Below are 25967 nucleotides of genomic sequence, written 5' to 3'. Positions count from 1 at the left end.
GCGCGCCGCCGCCCGCACCAGGCCTGCATCAATCGTCCCGCGTCAGCACTTCCAGCAACTCGACCTCGAAGATCAGGTTGGAGTGGGGTTTGATATGCGGGCCGAACTCTCGTTCGCCGTAACCGAGGTGGGCCGGGACGAAGAGTTTGCGCTTGCCGCCGACCCTCATGCCCATCAGGCCTTGATCCCAGCCCTTGATCACGCGTCCGGTGCCGATCACGCACTGGAAGGGTTTGCCACGGTCGTAGGAGGAATCGAACTTGGTGCCGTTCTCCAGGAAGCCGTCGTACTGGGTGGTGATCAGGGCGCCCTTGACCACCTCGTTGCCGTCGCCCAGGCGAATGTCCTCGATCTTCAACTCATCGCTCATTTTCTGCTCTCCTGGTTGGCCAAAGAGTTGTCTCCACACAGGCTAGCGAGCCTGCGACCTTAAAGAGTGAGACAGCTCCCCGCGCCACAAGTCACTCGGATGCGGGTTCCAATATAGCCAACAACGCCGACAGACCCTCGGCCAGTTGCAGACGGGTGGCTGCCGGCAGCGGGGCGAGAAGGCGCGCCTCGTTGTCCACGTGGGCGCTGAGGGCGCGGTCGATCAGCTCGAGCCCGGCAGGACTCAGTTGCACCAGCAGGCTGCGGGCATCGCTGGGGTTGGGGGTGCGGCTGACCCAGCCGGCGGCTTGCAGTTGCTGCAGCTGCCGGGTCATGGTGCCGGAGGTGATCATCAATGCCGAGAACAGCGCGGTAGGCGCCAGGCAGTAGGGGTCTCCGGAGCGGCGCAGGGTGGCCAGCACGTCGAACTCCCAGGCGCTGAGGCCGAAGTGGCTGAATACCTGTTCCAGCTCGCGGCGCAGCAGGGCCGAGCAGCGGCCGATGCGGCCAATCACCGCCATGGGGCTGGCGTCCAGGTCCGGGCGCTCGCGCTGCCACTGTTGCAGGATGGCGTCGACGGCGTCGCTCGGGCGTTGGCTGGACATGGTTTTCCCTCTCGAGGATTTATCTTGAATTCAAGACATCTGCGGTTTAGGCTTAGTTTATCTTGAATGCGAGACAATTCCCATGAGCCCTGCACTAATGAGCAATACCTGGTTCAACGCCCTGATCACCGCCCTGGCGCCGCTGATCTGGGGTTCCACCTATATCGTCACCACCGAGCTGCTGCCGCCGGACCGCCCCTTCACCGCGGCCATGCTGCGGGTGCTGCCGGCCGGCTTGCTGCTGGTGCTGTTCTGCCGGCAACTGCCGGCGCGCAATCAGTGGGGGCGCCTGCTGGTTTTGGCGGCATTGAATATCGGCTGCTTCCAGGCCTTGCTGTTCGTCGCCGCCTACCGTCTGCCCGGTGGCCTGGCCGCGGTGGTGGGGGCCATCCAGCCGCTGCTGCTGATGGGCCTGCTGTGGACGGTGGAAGGCCAGCGTCCGGCGCACCTGGCCATCGGCGCCAGCCTGCTGGGGATTATCGGTATGGCCGCCCTGCTGTTGTCACCGGATGCCAGCTGGGATGCCCTGGGCATCGCCGCGGCATTTGTCGGCATGGCCTGCATGGCATTGGGTACCTACCTGACCCGACGCTGGCAGACCCAGCTTGCGCTGCTGCCCTTTACCGGCTGGCAGTTGCTGCTGGGCGGCCTGATGCTGCTGCCGGTGGCCCTGACCCTCGACCCTGCGCTACCCGCCTTGAGTCTCAGCCAGGGGTTGGCTTATGCCTACCTGTCGCTGTTCGGCGCCATGCTGGCCTATGTCCTGTGGTTCCGTGGCATTGCCCGGCTATCGCCGGTGGCGGTGTCATCCCTGAGCCTGCTCAGCCCGGTGATCGCCGTGCTGATGGGCTGGGCGCTGCTCAACCAACGCATCACCGGCATGGCCCTGATCGGCCTGTTGGCAGTGCTGGGCAGCATCCTGCTGGTGCAATGGGCCTCGACCACTGCCATGTCGACCACCCAAAGATCCACTGACTGACTGTATAACGGAGACTGCCATGAACCTTGCCATCGACACCCTGATCGAAACCCGCGCGTCCACCACCCGCTATCAAGCAGGGCGCGAACTCCCCACAGCAGTAATCCGCCAGTTGGTACAGCTGGCCACCCGCGCGCCCTCAGCCTACAACCTGCAGAACTGGAAGTTCGTCGCGGTGCACTCGGCGGCGGCCAAGGCCCGCCTGCATGCCCAGGCCTATGAACAGCGGCAGGTCCTGGACGCGTCGGTGACCTTTATCATCTGCGGCACTCTGGCCGCCCATCGGGGGCTCGCTCAGGCACTGCAGCCTTCGCTGGATGTCGGCATCCTGCCACAGCGGACCCTGGACGGTTGGGTAGCCACGGCCAGCGAGTCACACGCGGGCAACCCCCAGTTACAGCGTGACGAGGCGTTGCGTTCGGCCTCACTGGCGGCCATGACACTGATGCTGGCCGCCCAGGGCATGGGCCTGGCCAGCGGGGCCATGAGTGGTTTCGATAGCGCAGGCGTGGCTGGGGCATTTGGCCTGACGGCCGATGAGCTGCCCGTGATGCTGGTGACCGTCGGCTATCCGGACGCAGGCAACTGGCCGCAGAAGCTGCGCAAGCCGCTGGCTGAAGTCCTTGCGTTCGCCTGATGGTCGGCCCAGCGGCGCAACCTGCTATTGCGCCCGCTGCGTCAGCGACAATTCGCGCACCTTGCTCGGGCGCTGACTGAGAAAACGGGTGCAGCTGACGCGCAGGAAGGAGGCGAAATTCACCACCTCGCCGCGGTAGTCCATGACCTCGTCATAGAGCTTGCTGATCAGCTGGTTGGTGGTCATGCCGTCGACCGCGGCGATCTCGGCGAGGATGTCCCAGAACTGGTTTTCCAGGCGCAGGGTGGTGACCACGCCGCGGATGCGCAGCGAGCGCGAGCGGGATTCGTAGAGGATGGGGTCGGCTTTGACATAGAGCTCGCACATGGCATGCCTGTCCTCGGTCAGGAAATGGGGGGAACCGGCGCACAGGCGCCGCGGCATTGGCGCCTGTGCGGTTGCCAGTCTACAGGCTGATGCGGGTGCCCAGCAGCCCGAGGAAGCCGGCCAACCAGGCCGGATGCGCGGGCCAGGCCGGAGCGGTGACCAGGTTGCCCTGGACGTGGGCCTGGTCCACGGCAATCTCCATGTAACGGCCACCGGCCAACTGCACTTCCGGCCCGCAGGCCGGGTAGGCGCTGCATTCGCGGCCGTCGAGCACACCGGCGGCGGCCAGCAGCTGGGCGCCATGGCACACCGCGGCGATGGGTTTGTTGGCGGCATTGAAGGCCTGCACCAGGGCCAGCACCTCGGCATTCAAGCGCAGGTATTCCGGGGCGCGGCCGCCGGGAATCAGCAGGGCGTCGTAAGCGTCGGCCCGGACCTGGCTGAAGTCGAAGTTCAGGGCGAAGTTGTGCCCCGGTTTTTCACTGTAGGTCTGGTCGCCTTCGAAGTCGTGGATGGCGGTGCGCACCGATTGGCCGGCGCTCTTGCCCGGGCAGACCGCATGCACGCTGTGGCCCACCATCTGCAAGGCCTGGAACGGCACCATCACTTCGTAGTCTTCGACGTAGTCGCCGACCAGCATCAGAATCTTTTTCGCAGCCATGAGCGTTCTCCTGTAACGGGTTGAGGGAGCGCCACCAGTATCCGCGCCCCATCCAGCGCACAGGTAATAGCCTAGGACTACATCGCCAGGAAGGATGCCCGCACGTCGGACTGCCGTCCCCACGGGCGAAAGGCCTGCCGGTGGGCTGGCTCAGAACTATTGTTTCGCTGACACCGCCTCGTAGGGTGTGCGGGGCCGCCCAGGCCGTGCGCACCAGGTACCCTAGCGCCGGCGGTCGAGCAGGTTCACCACCAGCCGATCCAGCCAGCCCCACAGGCGTTCCTGCACGCGCCGCCACCAGGGCCGGGCATGCCAGAGTTCCTGGCTGATCTCCAGGCTGTCGGCGAAATCCGCCTGAAAGCTGGCGACCACGGCGGCGGTCAGTTGCGGGTCGAGCGCTTCGAGGTTGGCGTCGAGATTGAAGCGCAGGTTCCAGTGGTCGAAGTTGCACGAGCCGACGCTGACCCAGTCGTCCACCAGGACCATTTTCAGGTGCAGGAAGCGTGGCTGGTATTCGAAGATCTGCACCCCGGCCCTGAGCAGCGCCGGGTAGTAGCGCTGGCCGGCAAAGCGTACCGGCGGGTTGTCGGTGTGCCGGCCGCTGAGCAGCAGACGCACCTCGACCCCGCGCTTCGCTGCCTTGCGCAAGGCGCGGCGGACTTTCCAGGTCGGCAGGAAATATGGCGTGGCCAGCCAGATGCGTTGCCTGGCGCCGCGCAACGCACGCACCAGCGACTGCAGGATGTCGCGATGCTGGCGGGCATCGGCATAGGCCACCCGGCCCAGGCCCTGCCCCACCGGCGGCGACAGCGGCAAGTGTTTCAGCCCGGGCGTTTCTCTCGGCCGCCAGGCAAAACGCGCCTGCAGGGCATGCCACTGACGATCGAACAGCACCTGCCAGTCCGTCACCAGCGGTCCGGCGATTTCCACCATGACTTCGCGCCAGGTACTCCCCGCTTCGCCCGGTATCCAGAACTGATCGGTGGCGCCGGTGCCGCCGACAAAGCCCACCCGGCCATCGACCAGCAACAGCTTGCGGTGGTCGCGATAGAAATTGCGCATGCCGCGGCGCCAGCGCAGCGGATTGTAGCGCCGCAGTTGCACGCCGGCGTCGCTCAGGCGCCGGCGATCGACCTGTTGCAGTCCCTGGGAGCCGTAATCGTCGAACAGACAGCGCACCTCGACACCGCGCTGCGCCGCCGCACACAGGGCTTGCAACAAGGCGTCCATGCAGGCGCCACTGGCCACCAGATACAACTCCAGCACGACCAGTTGGCGGGCAGCGTCTATGGCCCCGATCATCCGAGGGAAGAAGGTCGGGCCATCGTTGAGCAGGGCAAACTGGTTGCCGCTGCGCCAGGGGAAAACCATCCCCGGCATCAGTAGGCGGCCGGCAACAAGGAGCAGGCAAGGCAGGTTCGCATAAGTCCCCGTAGGTTGAGCATCAGGCCGCCACCATAGTCGCCCGTGGCGGCCTTGCAAAGCCTGCTGCGCCTGCTCGCTCAGAGCCGTGACGGGATGGGGGCGGAAGATTGCAACCGGCAGCCCTGCCGCGGCCCGAGCCAGATGGCGCTGTGGCTGCGGCCCAGGCCGCTGGCGGTAACCCGCTTGCGGCTCTGCTCATCGAGCAACTGGCTGATCGGCACATACTGACGCACATAGCCTTCGCAGTAGGCCGCGGGATGCTTCATCACATAGCGGCAGGAGCAATATTCCTTGGCCGTGTAGGCGCCGATGATGTCGGGAAAAGCCTGCAGGTGCGCACGATTCTGCCAACCGAGCCCCACCAGCAGGAGGACGATCGCCAGCAGCAGCGTGCGCAACGGACGACGACGGATCATGGTTGCACCTCACGGGCAAAGGCGGCGCGGACCCGCTTGAGCAGTTGGTTGTGCTCGAAGCTGGCGTCGCGATCATCGGCGTAGCGCACGATCAGCAGTTTCTCCGTCGGCAACACATACAGCCCCTGGCCCCAGTGACCGAGGGCGGCGAAGGCATCGGCCGGTGCGTCCGCCCAGGGTCTGGCCGCGCCAGGCAGCTCGGCGTTCAGCCACCAGTGCCCGCCCGGCACGGCGTCTCCGGCCTTGGCGTTCTGCGCCTGGTATGTGGCCAAGGGCGTGCGGTTGAACGCGACCCAGGGCTGCGGCAGCACTTGCTGCTCGCCCCAGCGACCATCGCGCTGCATCAGCAGGCCGATGCGCGCCAGGTCGCGGGCGCTCAGGTAGGCATAGGAGGAGGCGACGAAGGTGCCGGCGGCGTCGGTTTCCCAGACCGCCGAGGTGATCCCGAGCGGCTCGAACAGCGCACGCCAGGGATAGTCCGCGTAGGTCTCGGCACCGACCATGCCCTTGAGAGCGGCGGCCAGCACGTTGCTGTCGCCACTCGAATAGCGAAAGCGTGCGCCAGGCTCGGCAGCGGCGGCGTGCGCCGCGGTGAAACCCGCCATGTCGGCGCGGCCGCGGGTATAGAGCATGGCCAGCACCGAGGACTGCAGCGGCGCGTATTCGTAGTCTTCCTGCCAGTCCAGGCCCGAGGCCCAGTTGAGCAGGTGGCCGACCTTGATCTTCGGATGCCGGGCGAATGGCGGGTAATACTGCGCCACCGGCGCATCGAGCCGGAAGTGGCCCTGGCCGTAGGCGACGCCCAGCACGGTGGCGAGCAGGCTCTTGCTCATCGACCAGGTCAGATGCGGGGTGTCGGCTCGCGTCGGCCCGGCGTAGCGCTCGTAAACCACCCGGCCATCGCGCACGACCAGCAAGGCATCGGTGCGCACGCCCGTGCGGTTTGCCTCGTCGCGCGCGGGAAAGGCATAGGCCTCCAGTTCGGCGATGGCCGGGCTCGGCGGCACCGGCTCCAGCGCCCAATCGGCCACCGGCCAGCTTTCGGCCTGGACCAGGCCGGCGCCGCCCGCCATGACGAGGAGCAAAGCGAGCCGATGCAACAGGGAAACGGGCATTGCAGTGCCTCCGTGGATGACCAAGCGGCACCCTAGCACGCCGTCGATGACGCTAAAAAGCGCGTGTTTCCGGCGAGTAGGCAACAGCAGCGCGAGCAAGGACTGGGGTCCCCCTGGCTCTTCTCAAACAATCGGTATGTCATTGATTTTATGGGTTATGACGTTCCTTGTGGGGGGGCTTTAGCCGCGAAAGCTCTCGAAGTCCGCACAAAAAACATCGCGGCTAAAGCGGAACGCCGCCCGGCCCCTCCCACAGCTACCCACAAGCCGCTAGGCACAATTGCCTCCAGTTTGCTGCGCGACACGCGGCGTCGTAGACGCGCGGGGTCTGCTACGGCTGCAGGCCCAAGGCGGCCTGGGCTTTGGCCAGGCGTTTGCCGCGGGCGGAGGCGGCAAGCGACAGCAGGCCGCGGTCGCGCTGCCACAAGGCCGCCCAGTCCGCCGGGCCGGCTGCGAAGGCCGCGGGCAACTCGACCTCGAGTGCGGCGAACTGGGCGAACAGCCCGGCCAGCAGCAGGTGGGTGGTGGCTTGCGCCGGGCCTCGCCGGGCCACCTCGGCGCAGCCGGCGAGCAGGCCGAGCAGGCGCAACTGCACGGCCTGCGGCCAGTTCGAGTCCTGCCCCACGCCATACAGCCAGGCGCCCACTGCCGTGAGCACGTGCAGATCCTCGAGGCTGCGAAAAGGCTTCACGTAGTCGTCCCAGCCATCGCCGGCCAGGCGCTCGCAGTGGGCGCCAGCCAGATGCAGGCGGGCGTGGCCGATATCGGGCATCAGGGGCAAGCTCGGCAGCACTTCGACCCGCACCCCGGGATCGCCATTGCGCACCACGCCCAGAGCCAAGCGCACCGCTTGCCCCTGCTGCTCCTCGCGGGCGGCGACCAGCAGCCAGTCGGCGGCATCGCCGGCCGTGACGAAATCCTTGCGCCCGTGCAGCAGCAGGTCGCTCAGGCGGGTCTGCATGTCCGCCGGGCGCACGCTTTTGTGCTCGGTGACGCAGAGCGCGCCCAACGACCAGGGCGCGCAAGGCCAGAGCGCCCGCAAAGCGCCTTGATAACCGGCGAGGAAAGCCAGCCCCGGGGTAGCCGCCAAACGCCCGCCGAGCAAGGCCAGCTCGAATGGCGACGGCCTGCCGAGGCGCGCCAGCAGCGCGGCATACCAGGCCTCCAGGTTGCTGGCGGCCGGCAGGCGTTGGTGGGGTTGCAGCAGGAGTTGCCAGGGCATACGCAGTTCCTTGACCGGGATGGAGTCGCAAGCGGCAGTCACACAAGCATCACCGAAACGTCACAGGGGTGACACCGCTGCTACCTAGCCTGAGCTTGCCCAACAAGATCGACCGGCTGCAAGGCAAAAAAGCCGGCCAACGGAGATGACGGCATGACCCAGATGGCAATCACCCGCGACCGCACCACCCCAGCACGTCGCTTGCAAGCCGAGCGGCTAGTCGGCCCCGCTGCCCTGCGTGAAGCCCAGGCCCTGCGCTTTCGCGTGTTCAGCACCGAATTCGCTGCCAAGCTCAAAGGTGCCGAGTTCGGCCTGGACATGGATGACTACGACATTCACTGCCAGCACATCGGCGTGCGCGACCTCAACAGCGGCCGGCTGGTGGCCACCACCCGCCTGCTCGATCATCGCGCCGCCGCCAGCCTGGGCCGCTTCTACAGCGAAGAGGAGTTCAACCTGCACGGCCTGTCGCATCTCGAAGGCCCGCTGCTGGAAATTGGCCGCACCTGCGTCGATAGCGCCTACCGCAACGGCGCCACCATCGCCGTGCTCTGGGGCGAACTGGCCGAAGTCCTCAACCAGGGCGATTACCGCTACCTGATGGGCTGCGCCAGCATCTCCATGCAGGACGGCGGTATCCAGGCCGAGGCGATCATGCAGCGCCTGCGCGAACGCTACCTGTGCAGCGAACACCTGCGCGCCGAGCCGAAGACGCCGCTGCCGGCCCTGGAGGTGCCGGGCAACGTGATTGCCGAGATGCCGCCGCTGCTCAAGGCCTATATGCGCCTGGGCGCGAAGATCTGCGGCGAGCCCTGCTGGGATCCGGACTTTCAGGTGGCCGACGTGTTCATCCTGCTCAAGCGCGACGAACTCTGCCCGCGCTACGCCCGCCACTTCAAGGCGGCGGTCTGAGTCGACTTGGCTTGCAGGATCGCCATCCGGCCGCGCCGCTCAAGCAACCCGTATGTCATTGATTTTATGGGTTGTGACGTTTTCTGTAGGAGCGGGCCATGCCCGCGAAACCCATCGCGGCCATGGGCCGCTCCTACAGGTCTTTGCGAATATTGAATTTATATATAAAACAACGAGTTATTTTTTTTGATGCAAGCGACCAGGAAGCGCTAGACATGCCGGCACTCGCATCCCCCCGGAGTCATTCATGGCGAAACTACGTTTATACCTGCGTCTCCTGCGTTTGCTTGCGGTGGTCGCCCTGGGCACCCTGCTGGCCGGGCTGGTGAATCTGCTGGAGCGCCTGCTGCGCCATGACCTGATGGGCCTGCGTCAGCGCCTGAGCCGCTGGTTCTTCGCGCGCCTGGCCAATGCCCTGCCGTTCCGCCTCAGCGTGCACGGCGAGTTGCCGCAGGAGCCGATGCTGTGGGTCAGCAACCACATTTCCTGGACCGATATTCCGCTGCTCGGCATGCTCGCCCCGCTGTCGTTCCTGTCCAAGGCCGAGGTGCGTTCCTGGCCGCTGGCCGGCTGGCTGGCGCAGCAGGCGGGCACCCTGTTCATCCGCCGCGGCGCGGGCGACAGCAGCCTGCTCAACCGGCAACTCGGCCAGCATCTGGAACAGGGCCGGCCGCTGCTGATCTTCCCGGAAGGCACCACCAGCGATGGCCAGGTCCTGCGCACCTTCCACGGCCGCCTGCTGAGCAGCGCCATCGAATCCGGGGTGGCGCTGCAACCGGTCGCCATCCGCTACCTGCAGGGCGGCCAGCCGTGCATGGTCACGCCCTTTATCGGTGACGACGACCTGCTCTCGCACCTGTTGCGCCTGCTCGCCAGTGAACGCATCGACGTGCAGATCCGCCTGCTGCCACCGATTGCCAGCACCGCGCAGAATCGCAATCAGCTGGCACGCCGCGCCCACGCGGCCGTGGCCAGCGCCCTGGACGTGGGCGGCGAGACTCACGCCCAGGCCGCGTGAGTCGGAGGTTGTGAAAAAATCGAGCGGCGTAGCGAGCGTTTTTTCACAGCCTCTCAGCCCTGCGGCGGCACGCAGAGAATGTCGCAGGGCAACTCGGCCAGCAGCTCCGCGGCGACGCTGCCGAGGAGCAAGCGCGGCAGCCCCTTGCGCCCATGGGTGGCGATCACCAGTAGCTCGGCCTGTACCTCCTGCAACTCCTGGGCAATCACCTGCCGGGGTTCGCCTTCGCGCACCCGCACGCAGCCATCGGGCAGGCTCATACTGGCGTCATGCAGGTTGCCCAGCAGGCTCAGCAAGGCCTCCCTGGCCTGGGTCTCGAGCAACTGATGATCGATCGCCGCCTCCGTCAGCATGCCTCTGGGAAAGGGTTCCAGGGCATGCAGCACCGTGCACCGCTGCAGATCGAGCAGGCCCAGGCGCTGGGCACTGGCCATGGCCTGCACGGCTCCGGGCGACAGGTCCAGCGCCGCCAAGGCATGCCGGTAATCGGCGGCGGCCGGTTGCGCGACGCGCAGTACCGGCAGGTGACTGCCACGGATCAGGCGCTCCACGCTGGTGCCGAGAAAGAAGTCGCGTAGCGGCGTCTTGCGGTGGCTGCCGACCACCAGCAGGTCGGCGCCCATGCCCAGGCAGGCCTCGAAGATGATCGGCTCGACCGCACCGCTGCTGACCAGCACCCGCGGCCGGCTGCCGGTCTGGGCGGCCAGTTGCTGTGCCTGCTCGTCGAGCAAACGCTCGACCCGCTGCACATGCTCGGCGACGAAGTCCTGCGGCGCCTCGTCATCGACCACATGCACCAGGGTCCAGTCGCCGCCGCCCTGCCTTTCGATCAAGCGGGCGGCACGCTGCACGGCGTGTGCCGAACGCTGGGAAAGGTCGGTCGCCACCAGTAGTTTGATCATCTCGTTCACCGTGCCAGGCTGTGCGTGTTTGCTCATTCGACCGCAAAACATGCCCGGCGGTTTTGATGCAGATCAGCGCAGGCCCCGTGGATGAGGCTACTGTGCCAACAGTGCAATGATGGAGATGGCTGAATGGACACCCGGCAAGCGGTTCAGGCCGCAACGGCCTGGCACGCCCTCGATGCGCAACAGGCCCTCGACGCCCTGCACAGCACCCAGAGCGGTCTCGCCGAGGGCGAGATCGCCAGCCGCCGGCAACGCTACGGAGCCAATCGCCTGCCGCCGCCCAGGCGCCGCGGCCCGCTGTTGCGTCTGCTGCTGCAATTTCACAACCTGCTGCTGTACATGATGATCGCCGCGGCGGCGGTCACCGCCCTGCTCGGCCACTGGGTGGACACCGCGGTGATTGTCGTCGTGGTGCTGATCAATGCGCTGATCGGCTTCATTCAGGAGGGCAAGGCCGAGCACGCCCTGGACGCCATTGGCGCCATGCTGTCGCCGCATGCCATGGTCCTGCGCGATGGCGAGCGCCGGGAAATCCCCGCCGAACAGTTGGTGCCCGGCGATATCGTCGCCCTGGTTTCCGGGGACAAGGTGCCCGCCGACCTGCGCCTGCTCAGGGTGAAGAACTTGGTCGTCGAGGAAGCGGCGCTGACCGGCGAATCGGTGCCGGTGGAGAAATCCATCGCCCGCTCGGCCGCCGACGCCGTACTCGGCGACCGCCGCTGCATGGCCTACTCCGGCACCCTGGTCAGCAGCGGCCAGGCCCTCGGCCTGGTGGTGGCCACAGGCCCGGCCAGCGAGCTGGGACGTATCGGCAGCCTGCTGCAGCAGGTGCAGCCGCTGAGCACCCCGCTGCTGCGGCAGATCGACGGTTTCAGCCGCTGGCTGAGCGTGGCCCTGCTGGTCCTGGCGATCGTCACCTTCGCCCTCGGCACCCTGTGGCGCGAGCAGGATCCGGCGCAGATGTTCATGATGGTGGTAGCGCTGGCAGTCGCGGCGATTCCCGAGGGCTTGCCGGCGATCATGACGGTGATTCTGGCTCTCGGCGTGCAGCGCATGGCCCGGCAAAACGCCATCGTGCGGCGTCTGCCGGCGGTGGAAACTCTCGGCTCGGTCACCCTGATCTGCACGGACAAGACCGGCACCCTGACCCGCAACGAGATGACCGTGCAACGGCTGGTCAGTGCCGACCGAATCATCGACGTCAGCGGTGTCGGTTACGCCCCCGCCGGCGGCTTTCATCTCGCTGGCGCGCCCCTGGACATCGACCAGGCTTTGCTCGAGATCGGCCGCGCGGCGCTGTTGTGCAACGATGCCCGGCTGGAGGAAGACGCCGCCGGCAACTGGCTGCTGCACGGCGATCCGACCGAAGGCGCACTCGCCACCCTGGCCCTGAAAACCGGCCTCGACCCGCTGGCGCTGCAGGCCGAGCTGCCGCGCAGCGACGCCATCCCCTTCGAGTCGGAACACCGCTTCATGGCCACCCTGCACCATGACCACAGTGGCCACGGGCTGATCTACCTCAAGGGCGCTCCCGAGCGACTGCTGGAGATGTGCAGCCGGCAACGCGCTGGCGACGACGACCGGCCGCTCGATGCGGATTTCTGGCGGCGTCAGGCCACCGACCTGGCCGCCCAGGGTTTGCGCCTGCTGGCCATCGCCAGCCGCCCGGTCGCTGCCGAGCAACGCAGCCTGAGCTTTGCCGATGTGCAACAGGGCTTCACTCTGCTCGCCCTGTTCGGCATCATCGACCCGCCGCGCGCAGAGGCCATCGCCGCGGTGGCCGAATGCCGCAGCGCCGGCATCGCGGTGAAGATGATCACCGGCGATCATGTCGAAACCGCCCGCGCCATAGGCGCGCAACTGGGCATCGGGGTTGGCCGGCCGGCCCTGACCGGCGCCGAAATCGAACTGCTCGACGAGCACAGCCTGCGCGAGTTGCTACCCGGCATCGAGGTGTTCGCCCGCGCCAGCCCGGAGCACAAGCTGCGTCTGGTGCAGGCCATGCAGGCCAGCGGCGAAGTGGTGGCGATGACCGGCGACGGGGTCAACGATGCGCCGGCGCTGAAGCGCGCCGATGTCGGCGTGGCGATGGGCCGCAAGGGCACCGAGGCGGCCAAGGAGGCGGCGGAAATGGTCCTCACCGACGACAACTTCGCCACCATCGCCGGGGCTGTGCGCGAGGGCCGGGCGATCTACGACAACCTGAAGAAATTCATCCTGTTCGTCCTGCCCACCAACGGCGGCGAAGCCCTGATCGTGATCGCCGCCATCCTGTTCCAGCTGAATCTGCCGCTGACCCCGGCCCAGGTGCTGTGGATCAACATGGTCACCTCCATCACCCTGGCCCTGGCCCTGGCTTTCGAACCGTCCGAGCGCGGCCTGATGAGCCGTGCGCCACGTCCGCCGGCCGAGCCGCTGCTCACCGGCTTCTTCGTCTGGCGCGTGCTGATGGTCTCGCTGCTGATGATGGGCGGCGCCCTCGGCCTGTTTCTCTGGGAAATGCAGCACGGCAACAGCCTGGAGAGCGCGCGCACCATGGCCGTCAACAGCGTGGTGATGTGCGAGATGTTCTACCTGGTGAACAGCCGGCATATCTTCGCCTCGGTGCTCAATCACGAAGGCCTGCTCGGCAACCCCAAGGTGCTGCTGGCCATCGCCCTGTGCCTAGCGTTGCAACTGTTGTTCACCTATGCACCGCCCATGCAGCGGATATTCGGCTCCAGCGGGCTGGACGGCGGTGAATGGCTGCGGGTGCTGCTGGCCGGTTTGCTGCTGTTCAGCGTGGCGGAGCTGGAGAAGGCAGTGATCCGCCGCTTTCACCTGCATCCTCATGCCGGGGGCTGAACCCGGTGCGCGCGGCGCACCCTACGCCCGGGCGCCACGCCTGGTAGGGTGTGCGGGGCCGCCTAGGCGGTGCGCACCAGCTGCGCCGCGGATTGCATCCGGGGGGATAATGCCGCGCAACTTGTAGGAGGCGCGCCCCGCGGCGAATGCAGCCCGCAGGGCTGCCCAGCTATCGCCTGACGAGCACGGGTTAAACGCTCGCCCCGAGGTCGAGCCTCCCACAGAAATACAATCCGGGCCTTGCACATAAACATAAGATCTACGGTTCCACCCGCAAACGGCGAGCGAACTCGACCAGCTCGGGGTAGAAGGCGCGGAAATCCTCGCTCAGTGGCCGGTACAGGCGCTCCAGCTCGAGCAGGCTGCCATCCAGCACGCCCGGCCGCGACAGGCGCCGGCCCATGCCGGCAATCACCTGTTCCAGCACGGCGAACTCGCGGTAGCGGCCCAACCAGTCCTGCTCAGCCATGCGCGGCGCGATCAGGGCCAGGCGCCCGGGCAGAACCGGCTCGGCGGCCAAGACCCGGTACACCCGCCCGGTGAACTGGGTCAGTGGCTCGTCGGCGTAATCCGCCCAGTTGAGCGCCAGGCAGTGGTCGAAGAACAGGTCCAGGAGGATCCCGGCATAGCGCCGCCGCTCGGCGGGGAAGCGCGCACGGGCCTGGGCCAGCAGCGCATGGCTGTCGGTAAAGGCATCGATGCGCCGATGCAGGACGATCGCCGCCTCGATATCCGCCGGCCACTGCCCGGCCAGCCGGCCTTTGACGAAATCGCCATACAGGCTGCCGAGCAGTTGCGCCGGCGCGTCGCCACCGAGGTGCAGATGAGCGAGGTAGTTCATAGGCCAGAGCTTACACATCAGCGCAGGCAATGAGCACTATCGGCGCAAACGATCGGTGTATCGCCTCAGCCCGATATACAGTTCGCCCCATCGCGATATGGCGCGACAGCAACCCTAGAAACCGCACCCATGCCCATCGATATCGATGAAGTGATCAAAGCCCTGGCCCACCCGGTGCGCCGCGACATCCTGCACTGGCTGAAAACCCCCGAGGCGTATTTCGCCGACCAGGATCACCCGCTGGAGATCGGCGTGTGTGCCGGCAAGATCGACCAGCGCACCGGGTTGTCGCAATCGACGGTCTCGGCCCATCTGACGACCCTGCAACGGGCCGGTCTGGTGACCAGCAAGAAGGTCGGCCAGTGGCATTTCTTCAAGCGCAACGAGGACGCCATCCGGGACTTTCTGCGCCATATCAGCCAAGAACTCTAGCCCCCCACTATCTGCAACCCAGAGCGAGGATCACCCCATGCCGACACTTTTCGACCCGATCAAGATCGGTGACCTGGAACTGAACAACCGCATCATCATGGCGCCGCTGACCCGCACCCGCGCCGACGAGGGCCGGGTGCCCAACGCGCTGATGGCCGAGTACTACGTGCAACGCGCCTCCGCCGGCCTGATCATCAGCGAGGCCACCGCGGTCACGCCGATGGGCGTCGGCTACCCGGACACCCCCGGCATCTGGTCCGACGCCCAGGTGCGCGGCTGGAGCAATATCACCAAGGCGGTGCATGCCCATGGCGGCAAGATCGTCCTGCAGCTGTGGCACGTCGGGCGCATCTCCCACCCCAGCTATCTCAACGGCGAACTGCCGGTAGCGCCCAGCGCCATTGCGCCGGCCGGGCATGTCAGTCTGGTACGCCCGATCACCGAATACGTCACCCCGCGCGCCCTGGAAACCGAGGAAATCGACGACATCGTCGAGGCCTATCGTCAGGGGGCGGAAAACGCCAAGGCCGCCGGCTTCGACGGCGTGGAAATCCATGGCGCCAACGGCTACCTGCTCGACCAGTTCCTCCAGGACAGCACCAACCGGCGCAGCGACCGCTACGGCGGCTCCCTGGAAAACCGTGCACGGCTGATGCTGGAAGTCACCGATGCGGTGATTTCGGTGTGGGGCGCCGGCCGGGTCGGCATGCACCTGGCGCCACGCGCCGACAGCCACGACATGGGCGACAGCAACCGCGCCGAGACCTTCACCTACATTGCCCGCGAACTGGGCAAGCGCGGCATCGCCTTTATCTGTGCCCGCGAGCAGGAAGCCGATGACAGCCTGTCACCGACTCTCAAGCAAGCCTTCGGTGGCGTGTTCATCGCCAACGAGCGTTTCAGCAAGGCGCAGGCCAACGCCTGGCTGGCAAGCGGCAAGGCCGATGCCGTGGCCTTCGGCATCCCCTTTATCGCCAACCCGGACCTGCCCGCCCGCCTCGCCGAGGACGCCCCCTTGAATGAGCCGCAGCCGCACACCTTCTATGGCGCAGGAGCGGTCGGCTATATCGACTACCCACGGCTGTAAAGCTGCCGCGGCATGCCTGATGCGAAGAAATGAAAAAGGAGCCCGAGGGCTCCTTTTTCATTGCCGCGGGTTCTCAGTGCAGGATCTGGCTGAGGAACAACTTGGTACGCTCGTTCTGTGGGTTGTTGAAGAAGGTTTCAGGATCGGCCTGCTCGACTATCTCGCCCTTGTCGAGGAAGATCACCCGGTTCGCCACGGTGCGGGCGAAGCCCATTTCGTGGGTCACGCAGAGCATGGTCATGCCGTCTTCGGCCAGGCCGATCATGGTGTCCAGCACTTCCTTGACCATCTCCGGATCGAGCGCCGAGGTCGGTTCGTCGAACAGCATGATCTTCGGCTTCATGCACAGCGCCCGGGCAATCGCCACGCGCTGTTGCTGGCCACCGGACAGTTGCCCCGGGTACTTGAGCGCCTGTTCGGGGATGCGCACGCGTTCGAGGAAGTGCATGGCGACTTCTTCGGCCTGACGCTTGGGCATCTTGCGCACCCACATCGGCGCCAGGGTGCAGTTCTGCAGCACGCTGAGGTGCGGGAACAGGTTGAAGTGCTGGAACACCATGCCCACTTCGCGGCGTACCGCCTCGATGTGCTTGAGATCATGGGTCAGTTCGGTGCCATCGACCACGATGCGCCCCTGCTGGTGTTCTTCCAGGCGGTTGATGCAGCGGATGGCGGTGGACTTGCCGGAACCGGACGGACCGCAGAGGACGATACGCTCACCCGGCTTGACGTTCAGGTTGATGTCCTTGAGCACGTGAAACTCGCCGTACCACTTGTGCACGCCTTCCATCAGGATCATCGATTCAGCGCTGGTTTGTTTTTTTGCGACAGCCATTGAAATAACTCCTAACGCTTGTGGCCAGTGTTCAGCTTACGTTCCAAATGCATGGAGTAGCGGGACATGCCGAAACAGAAAATCCAGAAAACCAGGGCGGCGAATACATAGCCTTCGGTGGCCATGCCCAGCCAGACCGGATCGGTGGTGGCTTGCTTGATGCTGTTGAGCAGGTCGAACAGACCGATGATGATCACCAGGCTGGTGTCCTTGAACAGGGCGATAAAGGTATTGACGATGCCGGGGATCACCAGCTTCAGGGCTTGCGGCAGAATCACCAGGCCCATCATCCGCCAGTAGCCCAGGCCCATGGCCGCAGCGGCTTCGTACTGGCCCTTGGGGATTGCCTGCAGGCCACCGCGCACCACTTCGGCGATGTAGGCGGACTGGAACAGGATCACCCCGATCAGCGCGCGCATCAGCTTGTCGAAGCTCATACCTTCGGGCAGGAACAACGGCAGCATCACCGACGACATGAACAGCACCGTGATCAAGGGCACGCCGCGCCAGAACTCGATGAAGGTCACGCAGATCACCCGGATCGCCGGCATGTCCGAACGCCGTCCGAGCGCCAGCATGATGCCCAGTGGCAAGGCGCCGGCGATCCCCACGGAGGCGATCACCAGGGTCAGCATCAAGCCGCCCCATTGACTGGTGGCCACTTCGCGCAAACCGAAGGAGCCGCCGTGCAGCAGCCAGAACGCCAGCAGCGGATACACCACCAGGAAGCCCAGGCCATACACGGCCTTGCGCGGCATTGCCGGGATGAACAGCGGGGCGGCGCCAATGACGGCCAACCACAGGGTCAGGTCGACACGCCAGCGCAGTTCGGTCGGGTAGAAGCCATACATGAACTGGCCGAAACGCTGCTGGATGAAGACCCAGCAGGCGCCGCCCGAGGTGCAGTCGGCACGGGTCGTGCCCACCCAGTCGGCATCGATGAACGCCCATTGCAGCAGCGGCGGCACGATCAGCCAGATCAGGTAGGCGGCGAACAGGGTCAGCAGGCTGTTGAACCAGCTGGAAAACAGGTTGGCGCGCAGCCAACCGAGTACGCCGACGCTCAGCAGCGGTGGCGGTAGATCGGGTTTGAAAGTGTGGGTGCTCATGGCTTGTCCTCTAGCGTTCGATCAGCGCCATGCGCTTGTTGTACCAATTCATCAACATGGAAATGCTGATGCTGATGGCCAGGTACACACTCATGGTGATGGCAATCACCTCGATGGCTTGCCCCGTCTGGTTGAGCACCGTGCCGGCGAACAGCGAGACCATGTCCGGATAACCGATACCGGCGGCCAGCGAGGAGTTCTTCGCCAGGTTGAGGTACTGACTGGTCAGCGGTGGAATGATCACCCGCATGGCCTGGGGAATGATCACCAGACGCAGGGTCTTGCCGGCCGGCATGCCCAGCGAACGGGCGGCCTCGGTCTGTCCATGACTGACCGCCATGATCCCGGAACGCACGTTCTCGGCGATGAACGCCGCCGTATAGATGGACAACGCCAGGGTCAAGGCTATCAGTTCGGGAATCAGCACCCAGCCGCCGCGGAAGTTGAAACCGGTCAGCTCGGGCGTGCTCCACTGCAACGGATTGCCGGTCAGCAGCACGGCCAGGCCAGGCAGCACCAGCAACAGCGGTATCGCCCCCAGGGACACCGGAAAGTACCTGCCGGTGGCCTCGAAGCGCGCCCGCGACCAGCGTGTCAGCAACACGATACCGATGATCGCCACCACTACAGCGCCGAAAAAGGTGACAAAGCTGTCCGAGGGGCTCGGCGCCGGCATATACAGGCCGCGGCTGTTGAGGAAGAAGGTCTGACCTATCTCCAGGCTGGCGCGCGGGCCGGGTAGCGAGAGCATCACCGCGAAGTACCAGAAGAAGATCTGCAGCAGCGGCGGGATATTGCGGAAGGTCTCGATGTAGACGGTAGCGACCTTGCCGATCAACCAGTTGGGCGACAGCCGCGCCACGCCGAGAATGAACCCCAGAATGGTCGCCAGGACGATGCCGATCACCGACACCAGCAGGGTGTTGAGCAAACCGACGAAGAAGACACGCCCATAGGTGTGGCTTTCGTTGTAATCGATCAGGTGCTGAGCAATGCCGAACCCGGCACTGTTGTTGAGAAAGGAGAACCCGGAGGTGATCCCGCGCTTCTCGAGGTTGGTCTGGGTGTTGTCGAACAGGAACCAGCCGATCGCCACTACGGCAATAACGGCAATGATCTGGAATAGCCATGCGCGCACTTTGGGGTCGGTCCAGACCGATCCACGTGGGCGCGAGACATTTGCAGGCGTTTGCATAGGAGCCCTCTAGGAACCCCCATGCCCGCGTTGGTGGGCATGGGGTTCACGTCATCTAGAACATGCCGGCGCCCCAGGACGGGACGTCGGCAAAGACAGTCAGCGCACTGGCGGTGCGTATTGCAGACCACCTTTGTTCCACAGGGCGTTGAGACCGCGCTCGATCTTCAACTCACTGCCGGCACCGACGTTGCGGTCGAAGCTTTCGCCGTAGTTGCCCACTTGCTTGACGATCTGTACGGCCCAGTCTTTCGGCAGTTTCAGATCCTTGCCGAACTCACCCTCGACCCCCAGCAGGCGGGCGATATCAGGGTTCTTGGTGGTTTTGGCCGTTTCCTCGACGTTAGCCGAGGTGATGCCCAGTTCTTCGGCGTTGAGCATAGCGAACAGCGACCAGCGCACAATGTCGAACCACTCTTCGTCGCCCTGGCGCACAACCGGCCCCAGTGGCTCCTTCGAGATCACTTCCGGCAGTACCACGTATTCCAGCGGCGCAGCCAGCTTGATGCGCTGAGCATAGAGTTGCGACTGGTCGGAAGTCAGCACGTCGCAACGGCCGGACTCCAGAGAAGTGGCGCTCTCGTCGGAAGTATCGTAAGTGATCGGGGTGTACTTCAGGCCGTTGGCGCGGAAGTAGTCGGAGAGGTTCAGCTCGGTGGTGGTACCGGCCTGGATGCACACGGTGGCGCCGTCGAGTTCCTTGGCACTGGTCACCCCGAGCTTCTTGTTAACCAGGAAGCCCTGGCCGTCGTAATAGTTGGTGCCGGTGAAGTTCAGGCCCAGACCGGAGTCGCGCGAACTGGTCCAGGTGGTGTTGCGCGACAGCACATCGACTTCGCCGGATTGCAGCGCGGTGAAGCGCTCCTTGGCAGTCAACGGGCTGTATTTGACCTTGGTCGCATCGCCAAACAGGGCAGCAGCCACTGCGCGGCATACATCGACGTCGAGGCCGAAATAATTGCCCTTTTCATCGGCGTAGGAGAAGCCAGGCAGACCATCGCTGATACCGCACTGAACGAAACCTTTCTTCTGTACTGCGTCCAGGGTCGCGCCAGCGTGAACGAAGCCGCTGACCCCCAGAACGGTTGCGGTAGTCAGAATAGCCAGGGTGGATTTCACCATCTTCATTAAAACCTCCAGTTGCTTTTGTTGTGTTTGGAGTCTCGGCCCTACCTCCGTACCCTTGTGGGGCACGTCGATCATGTCGGCAGCAACGCGATCAACCGGGGTCGAACCTCAGCGAGAGTCTAGTAGCCGTTTGTTTCATCGGCCATTAAAAACCTCGCTCGCCCATTGGTCGAATGGGCTAGAGACGGATAGCGATTCGCTTATCGGCAAACATGCAGCGTTTGCCGAGTCTTGTGGAAACCCCCAACAAATGGCTTCCCGTCTGTTCCATACCCGGTTTGCCAGCAGTGTTACCAAGCCGGGCTACAGCATCAGTCCCGGCTGGTTACAGCAAAGCCCGTACCAAAGCCTCGCCTTTATCACCATACGGACAGGTCAAGCGCAAAACTTGTAACCTTGCGACATCTTCTTCACAGATTAGCCACTCACTGAAATTTCAGGTGCACTAAAAGATGCCCGCCTGCACCACTCCGGAGCTACCCATGAGCGAACCGTTGATCCTTCAGCCCACACTCGCTGCCGACGCCTGCGTCATTTGGTTGCACGGCCTGGGGGCCGACCGCTATGACTTTCTCCCCGTGGCCGAGGCGCTGCAGGAACGGCTGCGCAGTACGCGCTTCGTCCTGCCCCAGGCGCCGACCCGGGCGGTGACCATCAATGGCGGCTGGGCCATGCCCAGTTGGTACGACATCCTGGCCATGAGCCCGGCACGGGCGATCAACCATGAACAACTGGAAGAATCGGCCCAGCAGCTGATCAGCCTGATCGAAGCGCAGCGCAACAGTGGCATCGACCCTGCCCGGATCTTTCTCGCCGGGTTCTCCCAGGGCGGCGCCGTGGTGCTGCATGCCGCCTTCCTGCGCTGGCAGGGGCCGCTCGGCGGGGTCATCGCGCTGTCCACCTATGCGCCGACCTTCAGTGACGACATGCAACTGGCGGATACACAAAAACAACTGTCGGTACTCTGTTTGCATGGCAGATTCGACGACGTTGTGCAGCCTGCCATGGGCCGCACGGCCCACGACCAACTGGCCGCCTGCGGCGTCGCCGTGCAGTGGCGCGATTATCCGATGGCCCATGAGGTGCTGCCGGAAGAGATCCGCGACATCGCCGATTGGCTGGCGCAGCGGCTGAACACGCCCATGCCACGAGCCGAGAAACACACATGACCAGCCAGCCCATCATTCGCGCTTTAGCCGATATCGAGCAGATCGAAGCCACTCCGCTGGCCGAACGCAACCTGCCAGCCGGCACCTACGAGCTGATCCGCCGCACGGCCGCGGCGCAACCGCAGGCGCCGGCGCTGTCCTTTATCCTCCAGGGTAGCGGCGACGAACCCGTCTATCGCCTCGATTACCAGCAACTGCTGGGCAAGATCACCCAGACCGCCAACGCCTTTCACCGCCTCGGCCTGCGCCCGGGCAAGGCGGTGTCGTTCCTGCTGCCCAACCTGCCGCAGACCCACTTCACCATCTGGGGCGGCGAGGCGGCCGGGATCGTCAACGCGATCAATCCGCTGCTGGAAGCCGAGCATATCGCCGAGCTGATCCAGGCCTCCGATTCCGAGTTGCTGGTGACCCTGGCGCCCTTCCCCGGCACCGACCTGTGGGCCAAGGTCGAGTCGCTGCGCGGCCAGCTCCCGGGCCTCAAGGCGGTGATCTGCGTGGACATGGCCAACCTGCTGCCCGAGCCGCAGCGTAGCGCGCTCAAGGCGCAACGCGGGCCGCTGCCCGAAGGCGTGCTGGACTTCGACGAACTGATCGCCGCCTGCCCGGCCGACCAGCTGGAAAGCGGCCGGCAATTCCACCCGGACGACATCGCCAGTTATTTCCACACCGGCGGCACCACCGGCACCCCCAAGCTGGCCCCGCACAGCCACGGTAATGAAGTGGCGATGGCCTACAGCATGAATCTGGTGACCCGTTTCGCGCCTGGCGACGTGACCCTCTGCGGCCTGCCGCTGTTCCACGTCAACGGCGTGATAGTCACCGGCCTGACCGCCTTTATCGGCGGCGCCGAAGTCCTCCTGGCCACCCCGCAGGGCTATCGCAACGGCGCACTGATGCAGAACTTCTGGCGCATCATCGAGCGCCACAAGGTCAGCTTCTTCAGCGGCGTGCCGACCATCTATGCCGGCCTGCTGCAGGTGCCCAGCGCGGGCCACGACCTGAGCTCGCTGAAATACGCGCTGTGCGGCGCCGCACCGATGCCGGTGGAGCTGATCCGCCAGTTCGAGGCCAAGACCGGGCTGACCCTGATCGAAGGCTACGGCCTCACCGAGGGCACCTGCGGCAGCTGCGCCAATCCGCCCGCCGGCGAGCGCCGGCCCGGCTCGATCGGCCTGCGCATGCCCTACTGCGAAGTCAGCATCAAGGTCCTCGACGAACAGGGCCGCTACCTGCGCGACGCCGCACCAGATGAAGTCGGCAACCTGTGCATCCGCGGCGCCACGGTGTTCAAGGGCTACCTGCAGGCCAGCAAGAACGCCGGCATCTGGGTCGACGGCGACTGGTTCAACACTGGCGACCTGGGCCGCATCGACGCCGACGGCTACATCTGGCTGACCGGGCGCAGCAAGGATCTGATCATCCGCGGCGGGCACAACATCGACCCGCAGATGATCGAGCAGGCCCTGCACAGCCACCCGGCCGTGGCCCTGGCCGCCGCGGTCGGCAAACCCGATGAGAAGGCCGGCGAACTGCCGGTGGTCTATGTCCAGCTCAAGCCGGGCAGCCAGGTCAGCGAGGAGGAACTGCTGGCGCATGCCGCCGCGCATATTCCCGAACGTGCGGCCGTGCCCAAGGACGCCTGGATCATCGACGCCATCCCGCTCACCGCGGTAGGCAAGACCTTCAAGCCGGCCCTGCGTTTCGATGCCATTCGCCGGGTCTATCAAGCGGCAGTGGCCGAACTGGACACTGCCATCCGCGTGGAGGTGCTCGGCGACGAACGCCGCGGCCAGCTCGCCCACATCCATCTGCCGCGCCGCGACAGCCAGCTGGAGCAGGCCGTGAGCAAGCGCCTGGAGGGATTCACGGTGCCCATCCAGCTGCACTGCAGCGACTGAATAGCGAACGCCAGCGTAATCCGGGGCGAGTCTCCCGGATTGCGCCCAGGCTATCCGGGCTACGAAGCTGTCCTGCAGGTGATGCACGGATGCACCCAACTGTGACGCACCCCGCAACTATTCGGTGCGGATCGGTCACAGTTTTTTGCCGAGGATTGTCAGCTCTACCCCACAGGCATATCGTGCGCGTTGGTATTCGTCCATACGACAGGGAGTGTTCGTGATGTCCGCCATGTTTCCCGGCCTGCTGCGCAGCCGCCGCGCGCCATGAACACCTCACGGCGGCAGGCCAATCTGCAGCAAGCCCGGCGCCTGCAACTGTTCAGGAATATCGCGCCCAGCAGCGTCAACCGACTGCTCAAGAAATTCAGCGCTTGCGACCTGGAGTCTGGCGAAATTCTCCTTTCGCCGTTCAACCGTAACCAGCACCTCTACCTCCTGCTCAGAGGCCAGCTCAAGGTCTACCTCGGCTCTCTGGACAACCAGCCGGTCAGCACCCTGCAAGCCGGCGATTGCGCCGGGGAAATCAGCTTTATCGACAACCACCATCCTTGCGCCTACGTGGTGGCGAGCGAACCGAGCAGCGTGCTGAGCCTGCACCGCGAGTCGCTGGCCGAGCTGTTCCGGCAATCGCCACAGCTGCTGCACAACCTGCTGGAACTGCTCTGCACCCGCCTGCGCCAAGGCAACCTGCTGATTCTCAACAGTGAGCAGAACGCCAATGTCGACACCCTGACCGGCGCGTTCAACCGCCGCTGGCTCGAGCATGTCTACCAACGCGAAAGCACCCGCTGCGCCTTCAACGAACAACCGCTGAGCCTGCTGATGCTGGATGTCGACCACTTCAAGGCCTACAACGACCGGCATGGTCACCTGGCGGGCGACTATGCCCTGTGCCTGGTGACCCACACGCTGTGCCAGCAGCTGCGCAGCAAGGACAGCCTGGTACGCTTCGGCGGCGAAGAGTTTGTCATTCTCCTGCCGGAAATCGCCGACGTGGAAGCCCGTCGCATCGGCGAACGGCTGCGCCAGAGCCTCGAGCACGTTACCTCCTTCTATTCGCCAGTCGGCATCTTGCCCGGTGTCACGCTATCCATAGGCCTGGCGCAAATGGAGCCGCAAGACAACCTGCAGAGCCTGATAGCTCGCGCCGACAGCGCGCTCTACCGAGCCAAGCAGCAGGGTCGCAACTGCCTCTGCTGAGACACTCCCGCCTACTGCGACCGACGCCACAACCACGAGCGATGGCAGGCGCCAGCCATGGCACTTCGCCGCGCCGGCTTCTTGCTTTACACTGGCAGCCGTTCACTCCTTAACCAATTGACGAGATGACCGTGCTCAAAGCACTCAAAAAAATGTTCGGCAAAGCCGAGGGCGAGCAGCCCAGCCCAACCAGCACGCCTGCTTCGCCCGCCACACCCCGTAGCGGCGACCGTAAACATGAGCACCCCAGCCGCACGGCCAAGACCCATGACCCGGCCGGCGATAGCGGCAGCACTGCCGCGGCGGCGGTGGTCAACCAGGACAAACCTGCCGCCAAGGCGGACAAGCCCCGGCGCCAACGTGCGAGCAAGCCGGTGGACAGCTGGAAACTGGAGGACTTTGCGGTCGAACCGGCCGAAGGCAAGACCCGCTTCCATGATTTCAAGCTCGCCCCCGAGCTGATGCATGCCATCCACGACCTGGGCTTCCCCTACTGCACGCCGATCCAGGCCCAGGTGCTGGGTTTCACCCTCAAGGGCCAGGACGCCATCGGCCGCGCCCAGACCGGCACCGGCAAGACCGCCGCCTTCCTGGTCTCGATCATTACCCAGTTGCTGCAGACGCCGCCGCCGAAAGAACGCTACATGGGCGAGCCGCGCGCGCTGATCATCGCACCGACCCGCGAACTGGTGGTGCAGATCGCCAAGGACGCCGCAGAGCTGACCAAATACACCGGGCTCAACGTCATGCAGTTTGTCGGCGGCATGGACTTCGACAAGCAACTCAAGCTGCTCGAATCGCGCTTCTGCGACATCCTGGTGGCGACTCCGGGCCGTTTGCTCGACTTCAACCAGCGCGGCGAGGTGCACCTGGACATGGTCGAAGTGATGGTGCTCGATGAAGCCGACCGCATGCTCGACATGGGCTTTATCCCCCAGGTGCGGCAGATCATCCGCCAGACCCCGCCGAAGAACGAGCGCCAGACCCTGCTGTTCTCCGCCACCTTCACCGACGAGGTGATGAACCTGGCCAAGCAGTGGACCACCGACCCGGCCATCGTCGAGATCGAGTCGGAAAACGTCGCCAGCGACACCGTCGAGCAGCACGTCTACATGGTCGCCTCCAGCGACAAGTACAAGCTGCTGTACAACCTGATCGCGCAGAACGACTGGATCCGCGTGATGGTCTTCGCCAACCGCAAGGACGAAGTGCGGCGCATCGAAGAACGCCTGACCCGTGACGGCATCAGCGCCGCCCAGATGTCCGGCGACGTACCGCAGCACAAGCGGATCAAGACCCTGGAAGGCTTCCGCGAAGGCAAGATCCGGGTCATGGTCGCCACAGATGTGGCCGGCCGCGGGATTCACGTCGACGCCATCAGCCACGTGATCAACTACACCCTGCCAGACGTACCGGACGACTACGTGCACCGCATCGGCCGTACCGGGCGCGCGGGCGCCAGCGGCACCTCGATCAGCTTCGCCAGCGAGAACGACGCCTACGCCCTGCCGCCGATCGAGCAACTGTTGGGACGCAAGATCAACTGCGAGATGCCGCCCGAAGAGCTGCTCAAGCCGGTGCCGCGCAAGCACTGAGCTTGCGGTAGGTAAACAAAAGGCGAAGCCCAGGGGC

25 protein-coding genes are annotated in these 25967 nt (G+C 65.1%); 11 read left to right on the top strand and 14 right to left on the bottom strand.

The window, feature by feature from the left end; all coding sequences use genetic code 11:
* Positions 1-28 precede the first annotated feature (28 nt).
* Both BM315_RS15815 and BM315_RS15810 read right to left on the bottom strand, forming a co-directional pair.
* Positions 29-370, bottom strand: coding sequence for an FKBP-type peptidyl-prolyl cis-trans isomerase (locus BM315_RS15815; protein WP_090502670.1), 342 nt, complete (start codon positions 368-370; stop codon positions 29-31).
* Between the two features lie 91 nt (positions 371-461).
* Positions 462-974 (bottom strand): MarR family winged helix-turn-helix transcriptional regulator, encoded by a 513-nt coding sequence (locus BM315_RS15810; RefSeq protein ID WP_090502668.1) that lies wholly within the window; start codon positions 972-974, stop codon positions 462-464.
* Between the two features lie 82 nt (positions 975-1056).
* Between BM315_RS15810 and BM315_RS15805 the strand changes: the two genes are divergently transcribed.
* Both BM315_RS15805 and BM315_RS15800 read left to right on the top strand, forming a co-directional pair.
* Entirely contained in the window at positions 1057-1953 is an 897-nt protein-coding gene (locus BM315_RS15805) for an EamA family transporter (protein WP_090502666.1), read from the top strand.
* 19 nt (positions 1954-1972) lie between these two features.
* Positions 1973-2590, top strand: coding sequence for a nitroreductase family protein (locus BM315_RS15800; protein ID WP_090502664.1), 618 nt, complete (start codon positions 1973-1975; stop codon positions 2588-2590).
* Between the two features lie 24 nt (positions 2591-2614).
* On the opposite strand, the gene BM315_RS15795 is transcribed toward BM315_RS15800, so the two are convergent.
* The 6 genes from BM315_RS15795 to BM315_RS15770 form a co-directional block, all read right to left on the bottom strand.
* Complete coding sequence (locus BM315_RS15795) at positions 2615-2917, bottom strand: ribbon-helix-helix domain-containing protein (RefSeq protein WP_090502719.1); 303 nt, start codon at positions 2915-2917, stop codon at positions 2615-2617.
* 79 nt (positions 2918-2996) lie between these two features.
* A complete protein-coding gene (locus BM315_RS15790; protein ID WP_090502662.1) occupies positions 2997-3578 on the bottom strand; it encodes a DJ-1/PfpI family protein in 582 nt (193 codons plus the stop codon).
* Positions 3579-3800: 222 nt separating this feature from the next.
* Positions 3801-4958 (bottom strand): phospholipase D-like domain-containing protein, encoded by a 1158-nt coding sequence (locus tag BM315_RS15785; RefSeq protein ID WP_090502660.1) that lies wholly within the window; start codon positions 4956-4958, stop codon positions 3801-3803.
* Between the two features lie 122 nt (positions 4959-5080).
* Positions 5081-5419 carry an amidase gene (locus BM315_RS15780; protein ID WP_090502658.1) on the bottom strand — a complete coding sequence of 113 codons (339 nt, stop codon included), beginning with the start codon at positions 5417-5419 and terminating at the stop codon, positions 5081-5083.
* Entirely contained in the window at positions 5416-6534 is a 1119-nt protein-coding gene (locus BM315_RS15775; protein ID WP_090502656.1) for a serine hydrolase domain-containing protein, read from the bottom strand. Before BM315_RS15775 ends, BM315_RS15780 begins: the two co-directional genes overlap by 4 nt.
* Positions 6535-6865: 331 nt before the next feature.
* Positions 6866-7756 carry an acyl-CoA dehydrogenase middle domain-containing protein gene (locus BM315_RS15770; RefSeq protein ID WP_090502654.1) on the bottom strand — a complete coding sequence of 297 codons (891 nt, stop codon included), beginning with the start codon at positions 7754-7756 and terminating at the stop codon, positions 6866-6868.
* Positions 7757-7909: 153 nt separating this feature from the next.
* On the opposite strand from BM315_RS15770, the gene olsB reads away from it, so the two are divergent.
* Together olsB and BM315_RS15760 are read left to right on the top strand one after the other, a co-directional pair.
* Positions 7910-8668, top strand: coding sequence for an L-ornithine N(alpha)-acyltransferase (gene olsB, locus BM315_RS15765; protein WP_090502652.1), 759 nt, complete (start codon positions 7910-7912; stop codon positions 8666-8668).
* Positions 8669-8915: 247 nt separating this feature from the next.
* The gene (locus tag BM315_RS15760) at positions 8916-9686 is read left to right on the top strand and encodes a lysophospholipid acyltransferase family protein (RefSeq protein WP_090502650.1); all 771 of its coding nucleotides are present in this window, start codon (positions 8916-8918) and stop codon (positions 9684-9686) included.
* Between the two features lie 53 nt (positions 9687-9739).
* On the opposite strand, the gene BM315_RS15755 is transcribed toward BM315_RS15760, so the two are convergent.
* Entirely contained in the window at positions 9740-10588 is an 849-nt protein-coding gene (locus BM315_RS15755; RefSeq protein WP_090502648.1) for a universal stress protein, read from the bottom strand.
* Positions 10589-10720: 132 nt separating this feature from the next.
* Between BM315_RS15755 and BM315_RS15750 the strand changes: the two genes are divergently transcribed.
* Positions 10721-13438, top strand: a complete 2718-nt coding sequence (locus BM315_RS15750) for an HAD-IC family P-type ATPase (RefSeq protein WP_090502646.1) — start codon at positions 10721-10723, stop codon at positions 13436-13438.
* A gap of 259 nt (positions 13439-13697) precedes the next feature.
* On the opposite strand, the gene BM315_RS15745 is transcribed toward BM315_RS15750, so the two are convergent.
* Complete coding sequence (locus BM315_RS15745; RefSeq protein ID WP_090502644.1) at positions 13698-14279, bottom strand: acyl carrier protein phosphodiesterase; 582 nt, start codon at positions 14277-14279, stop codon at positions 13698-13700.
* Positions 14280-14408: 129 nt separating this feature from the next.
* Here BM315_RS15745 and BM315_RS15740 point away from each other — a divergent pair, with 129 nt between their 5' ends.
* Both BM315_RS15740 and BM315_RS15735 read left to right on the top strand, forming a co-directional pair.
* Positions 14409-14711, top strand: a complete 303-nt coding sequence (locus tag BM315_RS15740) for an ArsR/SmtB family transcription factor (protein ID WP_090502642.1) — start codon at positions 14409-14411, stop codon at positions 14709-14711.
* Positions 14712-14748: 37 nt separating this feature from the next.
* On the top strand, positions 14749-15798 hold the full coding sequence (locus tag BM315_RS15735) for an alkene reductase (protein ID WP_090502639.1): 1050 nt from the start codon (positions 14749-14751) through the stop codon (positions 15796-15798).
* A 73-nt stretch (positions 15799-15871) separates the two neighbouring features.
* Here BM315_RS15735 and BM315_RS15730 read toward each other — a convergent pair whose 3' ends face one another.
* From BM315_RS15730 to BM315_RS15715, 4 genes are all read right to left on the bottom strand, one after another.
* Positions 15872-16633 carry an amino acid ABC transporter ATP-binding protein gene (locus tag BM315_RS15730; RefSeq protein WP_090502637.1) on the bottom strand — a complete coding sequence of 254 codons (762 nt, stop codon included), beginning with the start codon at positions 16631-16633 and terminating at the stop codon, positions 15872-15874.
* An 11-nt stretch (positions 16634-16644) separates the two neighbouring features.
* The gene (locus BM315_RS15725; RefSeq protein WP_090502635.1) at positions 16645-17742 is read right to left on the bottom strand and encodes an amino acid ABC transporter permease; all 1098 of its coding nucleotides are present in this window, start codon (positions 17740-17742) and stop codon (positions 16645-16647) included.
* A gap of 10 nt (positions 17743-17752) precedes the next feature.
* Positions 17753-18937 carry an amino acid ABC transporter permease gene (locus tag BM315_RS15720; RefSeq protein WP_090502633.1) on the bottom strand — a complete coding sequence of 395 codons (1185 nt, stop codon included), beginning with the start codon at positions 18935-18937 and terminating at the stop codon, positions 17753-17755.
* Positions 18938-19036: 99 nt separating this feature from the next.
* Positions 19037-20065 (bottom strand): amino acid ABC transporter substrate-binding protein, encoded by a 1029-nt coding sequence (locus BM315_RS15715; protein WP_090502631.1) that lies wholly within the window; start codon positions 20063-20065, stop codon positions 19037-19039.
* A gap of 482 nt (positions 20066-20547) precedes the next feature.
* On the opposite strand from BM315_RS15715, the gene BM315_RS15710 reads away from it, so the two are divergent.
* The 4 genes from BM315_RS15710 (at position 20548) to rhlB (ending at position 25930) form a co-directional block, all read left to right on the top strand.
* Positions 20548-21234 carry an alpha/beta hydrolase gene (locus BM315_RS15710; RefSeq protein WP_090502629.1) on the top strand — a complete coding sequence of 229 codons (687 nt, stop codon included), beginning with the start codon at positions 20548-20550 and terminating at the stop codon, positions 21232-21234.
* The gene (locus BM315_RS15705) at positions 21231-23132 is read left to right on the top strand and encodes an acyl-CoA synthetase (protein ID WP_090502627.1); all 1902 of its coding nucleotides are present in this window, start codon (positions 21231-21233) and stop codon (positions 23130-23132) included. Before BM315_RS15710 ends, BM315_RS15705 begins: the two co-directional genes overlap by 4 nt.
* Before the next feature lie 267 nt (positions 23133-23399).
* Positions 23400-24335, top strand: a complete 936-nt coding sequence (locus BM315_RS15700) for a GGDEF domain-containing protein (protein WP_090502625.1) — start codon at positions 23400-23402, stop codon at positions 24333-24335.
* Between the two features lie 131 nt (positions 24336-24466).
* Positions 24467-25930, top strand: coding sequence for an ATP-dependent RNA helicase RhlB (rhlB, locus tag BM315_RS15695; protein WP_090502717.1), 1464 nt, complete (start codon positions 24467-24469; stop codon positions 25928-25930).
* Positions 25931-25967: the final 37 nt, after the last annotated feature.

The organism is Pseudomonas borbori (genome assembly GCF_900115555.1).
Classification (GTDB): domain Bacteria; phylum Pseudomonadota; class Gammaproteobacteria; order Pseudomonadales; family Pseudomonadaceae; genus Aquipseudomonas; species Aquipseudomonas borbori.
This window is presented reverse-complemented; position numbering and strand designations above follow the sequence as displayed.

What these genes read in the sequence shown, in the direction of transcription:
- BM315_RS15730 (WP_090502637.1), bottom strand. Translation starts at nt 16,633, where the DNA reads ATGGCTGTCGCAAAAAAACAAACCAGCGCTGAATCGATGATCCTGATG.
- BM315_RS15815 (WP_090502670.1), bottom strand. Translation starts at nt 370, where the DNA reads ATGAGCGATGAGTTGAAGATCGAGGACATTCGCCTGGGCGACGGCAAC.
- BM315_RS15760 (WP_090502650.1), top strand. Translation starts at nt 8,916, where the DNA reads ATGGCGAAACTACGTTTATACCTGCGTCTCCTGCGTTTGCTTGCGGTG.
- BM315_RS15800 (WP_090502664.1), top strand. Translation starts at nt 1,973, where the DNA reads ATGAACCTTGCCATCGACACCCTGATCGAAACCCGCGCGTCCACCACC.
- BM315_RS15785 (WP_090502660.1), bottom strand. Translation starts at nt 4,958, where the DNA reads ATGCCGGGGATGGTTTTCCCCTGGCGCAGCGGCAACCAGTTTGCCCTG.
- BM315_RS15745 (WP_090502644.1), bottom strand. Translation starts at nt 14,279, where the DNA reads ATGAACTACCTCGCTCATCTGCACCTCGGTGGCGACGCGCCGGCGCAA.
- BM315_RS15700 (WP_090502625.1), top strand. Translation starts at nt 23,400, where the DNA reads ATGAACACCTCACGGCGGCAGGCCAATCTGCAGCAAGCCCGGCGCCTG.
- BM315_RS15735 (WP_090502639.1), top strand. Translation starts at nt 14,749, where the DNA reads ATGCCGACACTTTTCGACCCGATCAAGATCGGTGACCTGGAACTGAAC.
- olsB (WP_090502652.1), top strand. Translation starts at nt 7,910, where the DNA reads ATGACCCAGATGGCAATCACCCGCGACCGCACCACCCCAGCACGTCGC.
- BM315_RS15740 (WP_090502642.1), top strand. Translation starts at nt 14,409, where the DNA reads ATGCCCATCGATATCGATGAAGTGATCAAAGCCCTGGCCCACCCGGTG.
- BM315_RS15755 (WP_090502648.1), bottom strand. Translation starts at nt 10,588, where the DNA reads ATGATCAAACTACTGGTGGCGACCGACCTTTCCCAGCGTTCGGCACAC.
- BM315_RS15775 (WP_090502656.1), bottom strand. Translation starts at nt 6,534, where the DNA reads ATGCCCGTTTCCCTGTTGCATCGGCTCGCTTTGCTCCTCGTCATGGCG.
- BM315_RS15770 (WP_090502654.1), bottom strand. Translation starts at nt 7,756, where the DNA reads ATGCCCTGGCAACTCCTGCTGCAACCCCACCAACGCCTGCCGGCCGCC.
- BM315_RS15720 (WP_090502633.1), bottom strand. Translation starts at nt 18,937, where the DNA reads ATGCAAACGCCTGCAAATGTCTCGCGCCCACGTGGATCGGTCTGGACC.
- BM315_RS15795 (WP_090502719.1), bottom strand. Translation starts at nt 2,917, where the DNA reads ATGTGCGAGCTCTATGTCAAAGCCGACCCCATCCTCTACGAATCCCGC.
- BM315_RS15805 (WP_090502666.1), top strand. Translation starts at nt 1,057, where the DNA reads ATGAGCCCTGCACTAATGAGCAATACCTGGTTCAACGCCCTGATCACC.
- BM315_RS15750 (WP_090502646.1), top strand. Translation starts at nt 10,721, where the DNA reads ATGGACACCCGGCAAGCGGTTCAGGCCGCAACGGCCTGGCACGCCCTC.
- BM315_RS15710 (WP_090502629.1), top strand. Translation starts at nt 20,548, where the DNA reads ATGAGCGAACCGTTGATCCTTCAGCCCACACTCGCTGCCGACGCCTGC.
- BM315_RS15725 (WP_090502635.1), bottom strand. Translation starts at nt 17,742, where the DNA reads ATGAGCACCCACACTTTCAAACCCGATCTACCGCCACCGCTGCTGAGC.
- BM315_RS15780 (WP_090502658.1), bottom strand. Translation starts at nt 5,419, where the DNA reads ATGATCCGTCGTCGTCCGTTGCGCACGCTGCTGCTGGCGATCGTCCTC.
- BM315_RS15790 (WP_090502662.1), bottom strand. Translation starts at nt 3,578, where the DNA reads ATGGCTGCGAAAAAGATTCTGATGCTGGTCGGCGACTACGTCGAAGAC.
- BM315_RS15810 (WP_090502668.1), bottom strand. Translation starts at nt 974, where the DNA reads ATGTCCAGCCAACGCCCGAGCGACGCCGTCGACGCCATCCTGCAACAG.
- BM315_RS15715 (WP_090502631.1), bottom strand. Translation starts at nt 20,065, where the DNA reads ATGAAGATGGTGAAATCCACCCTGGCTATTCTGACTACCGCAACCGTT.
- BM315_RS15705 (WP_090502627.1), top strand. Translation starts at nt 21,231, where the DNA reads ATGACCAGCCAGCCCATCATTCGCGCTTTAGCCGATATCGAGCAGATC.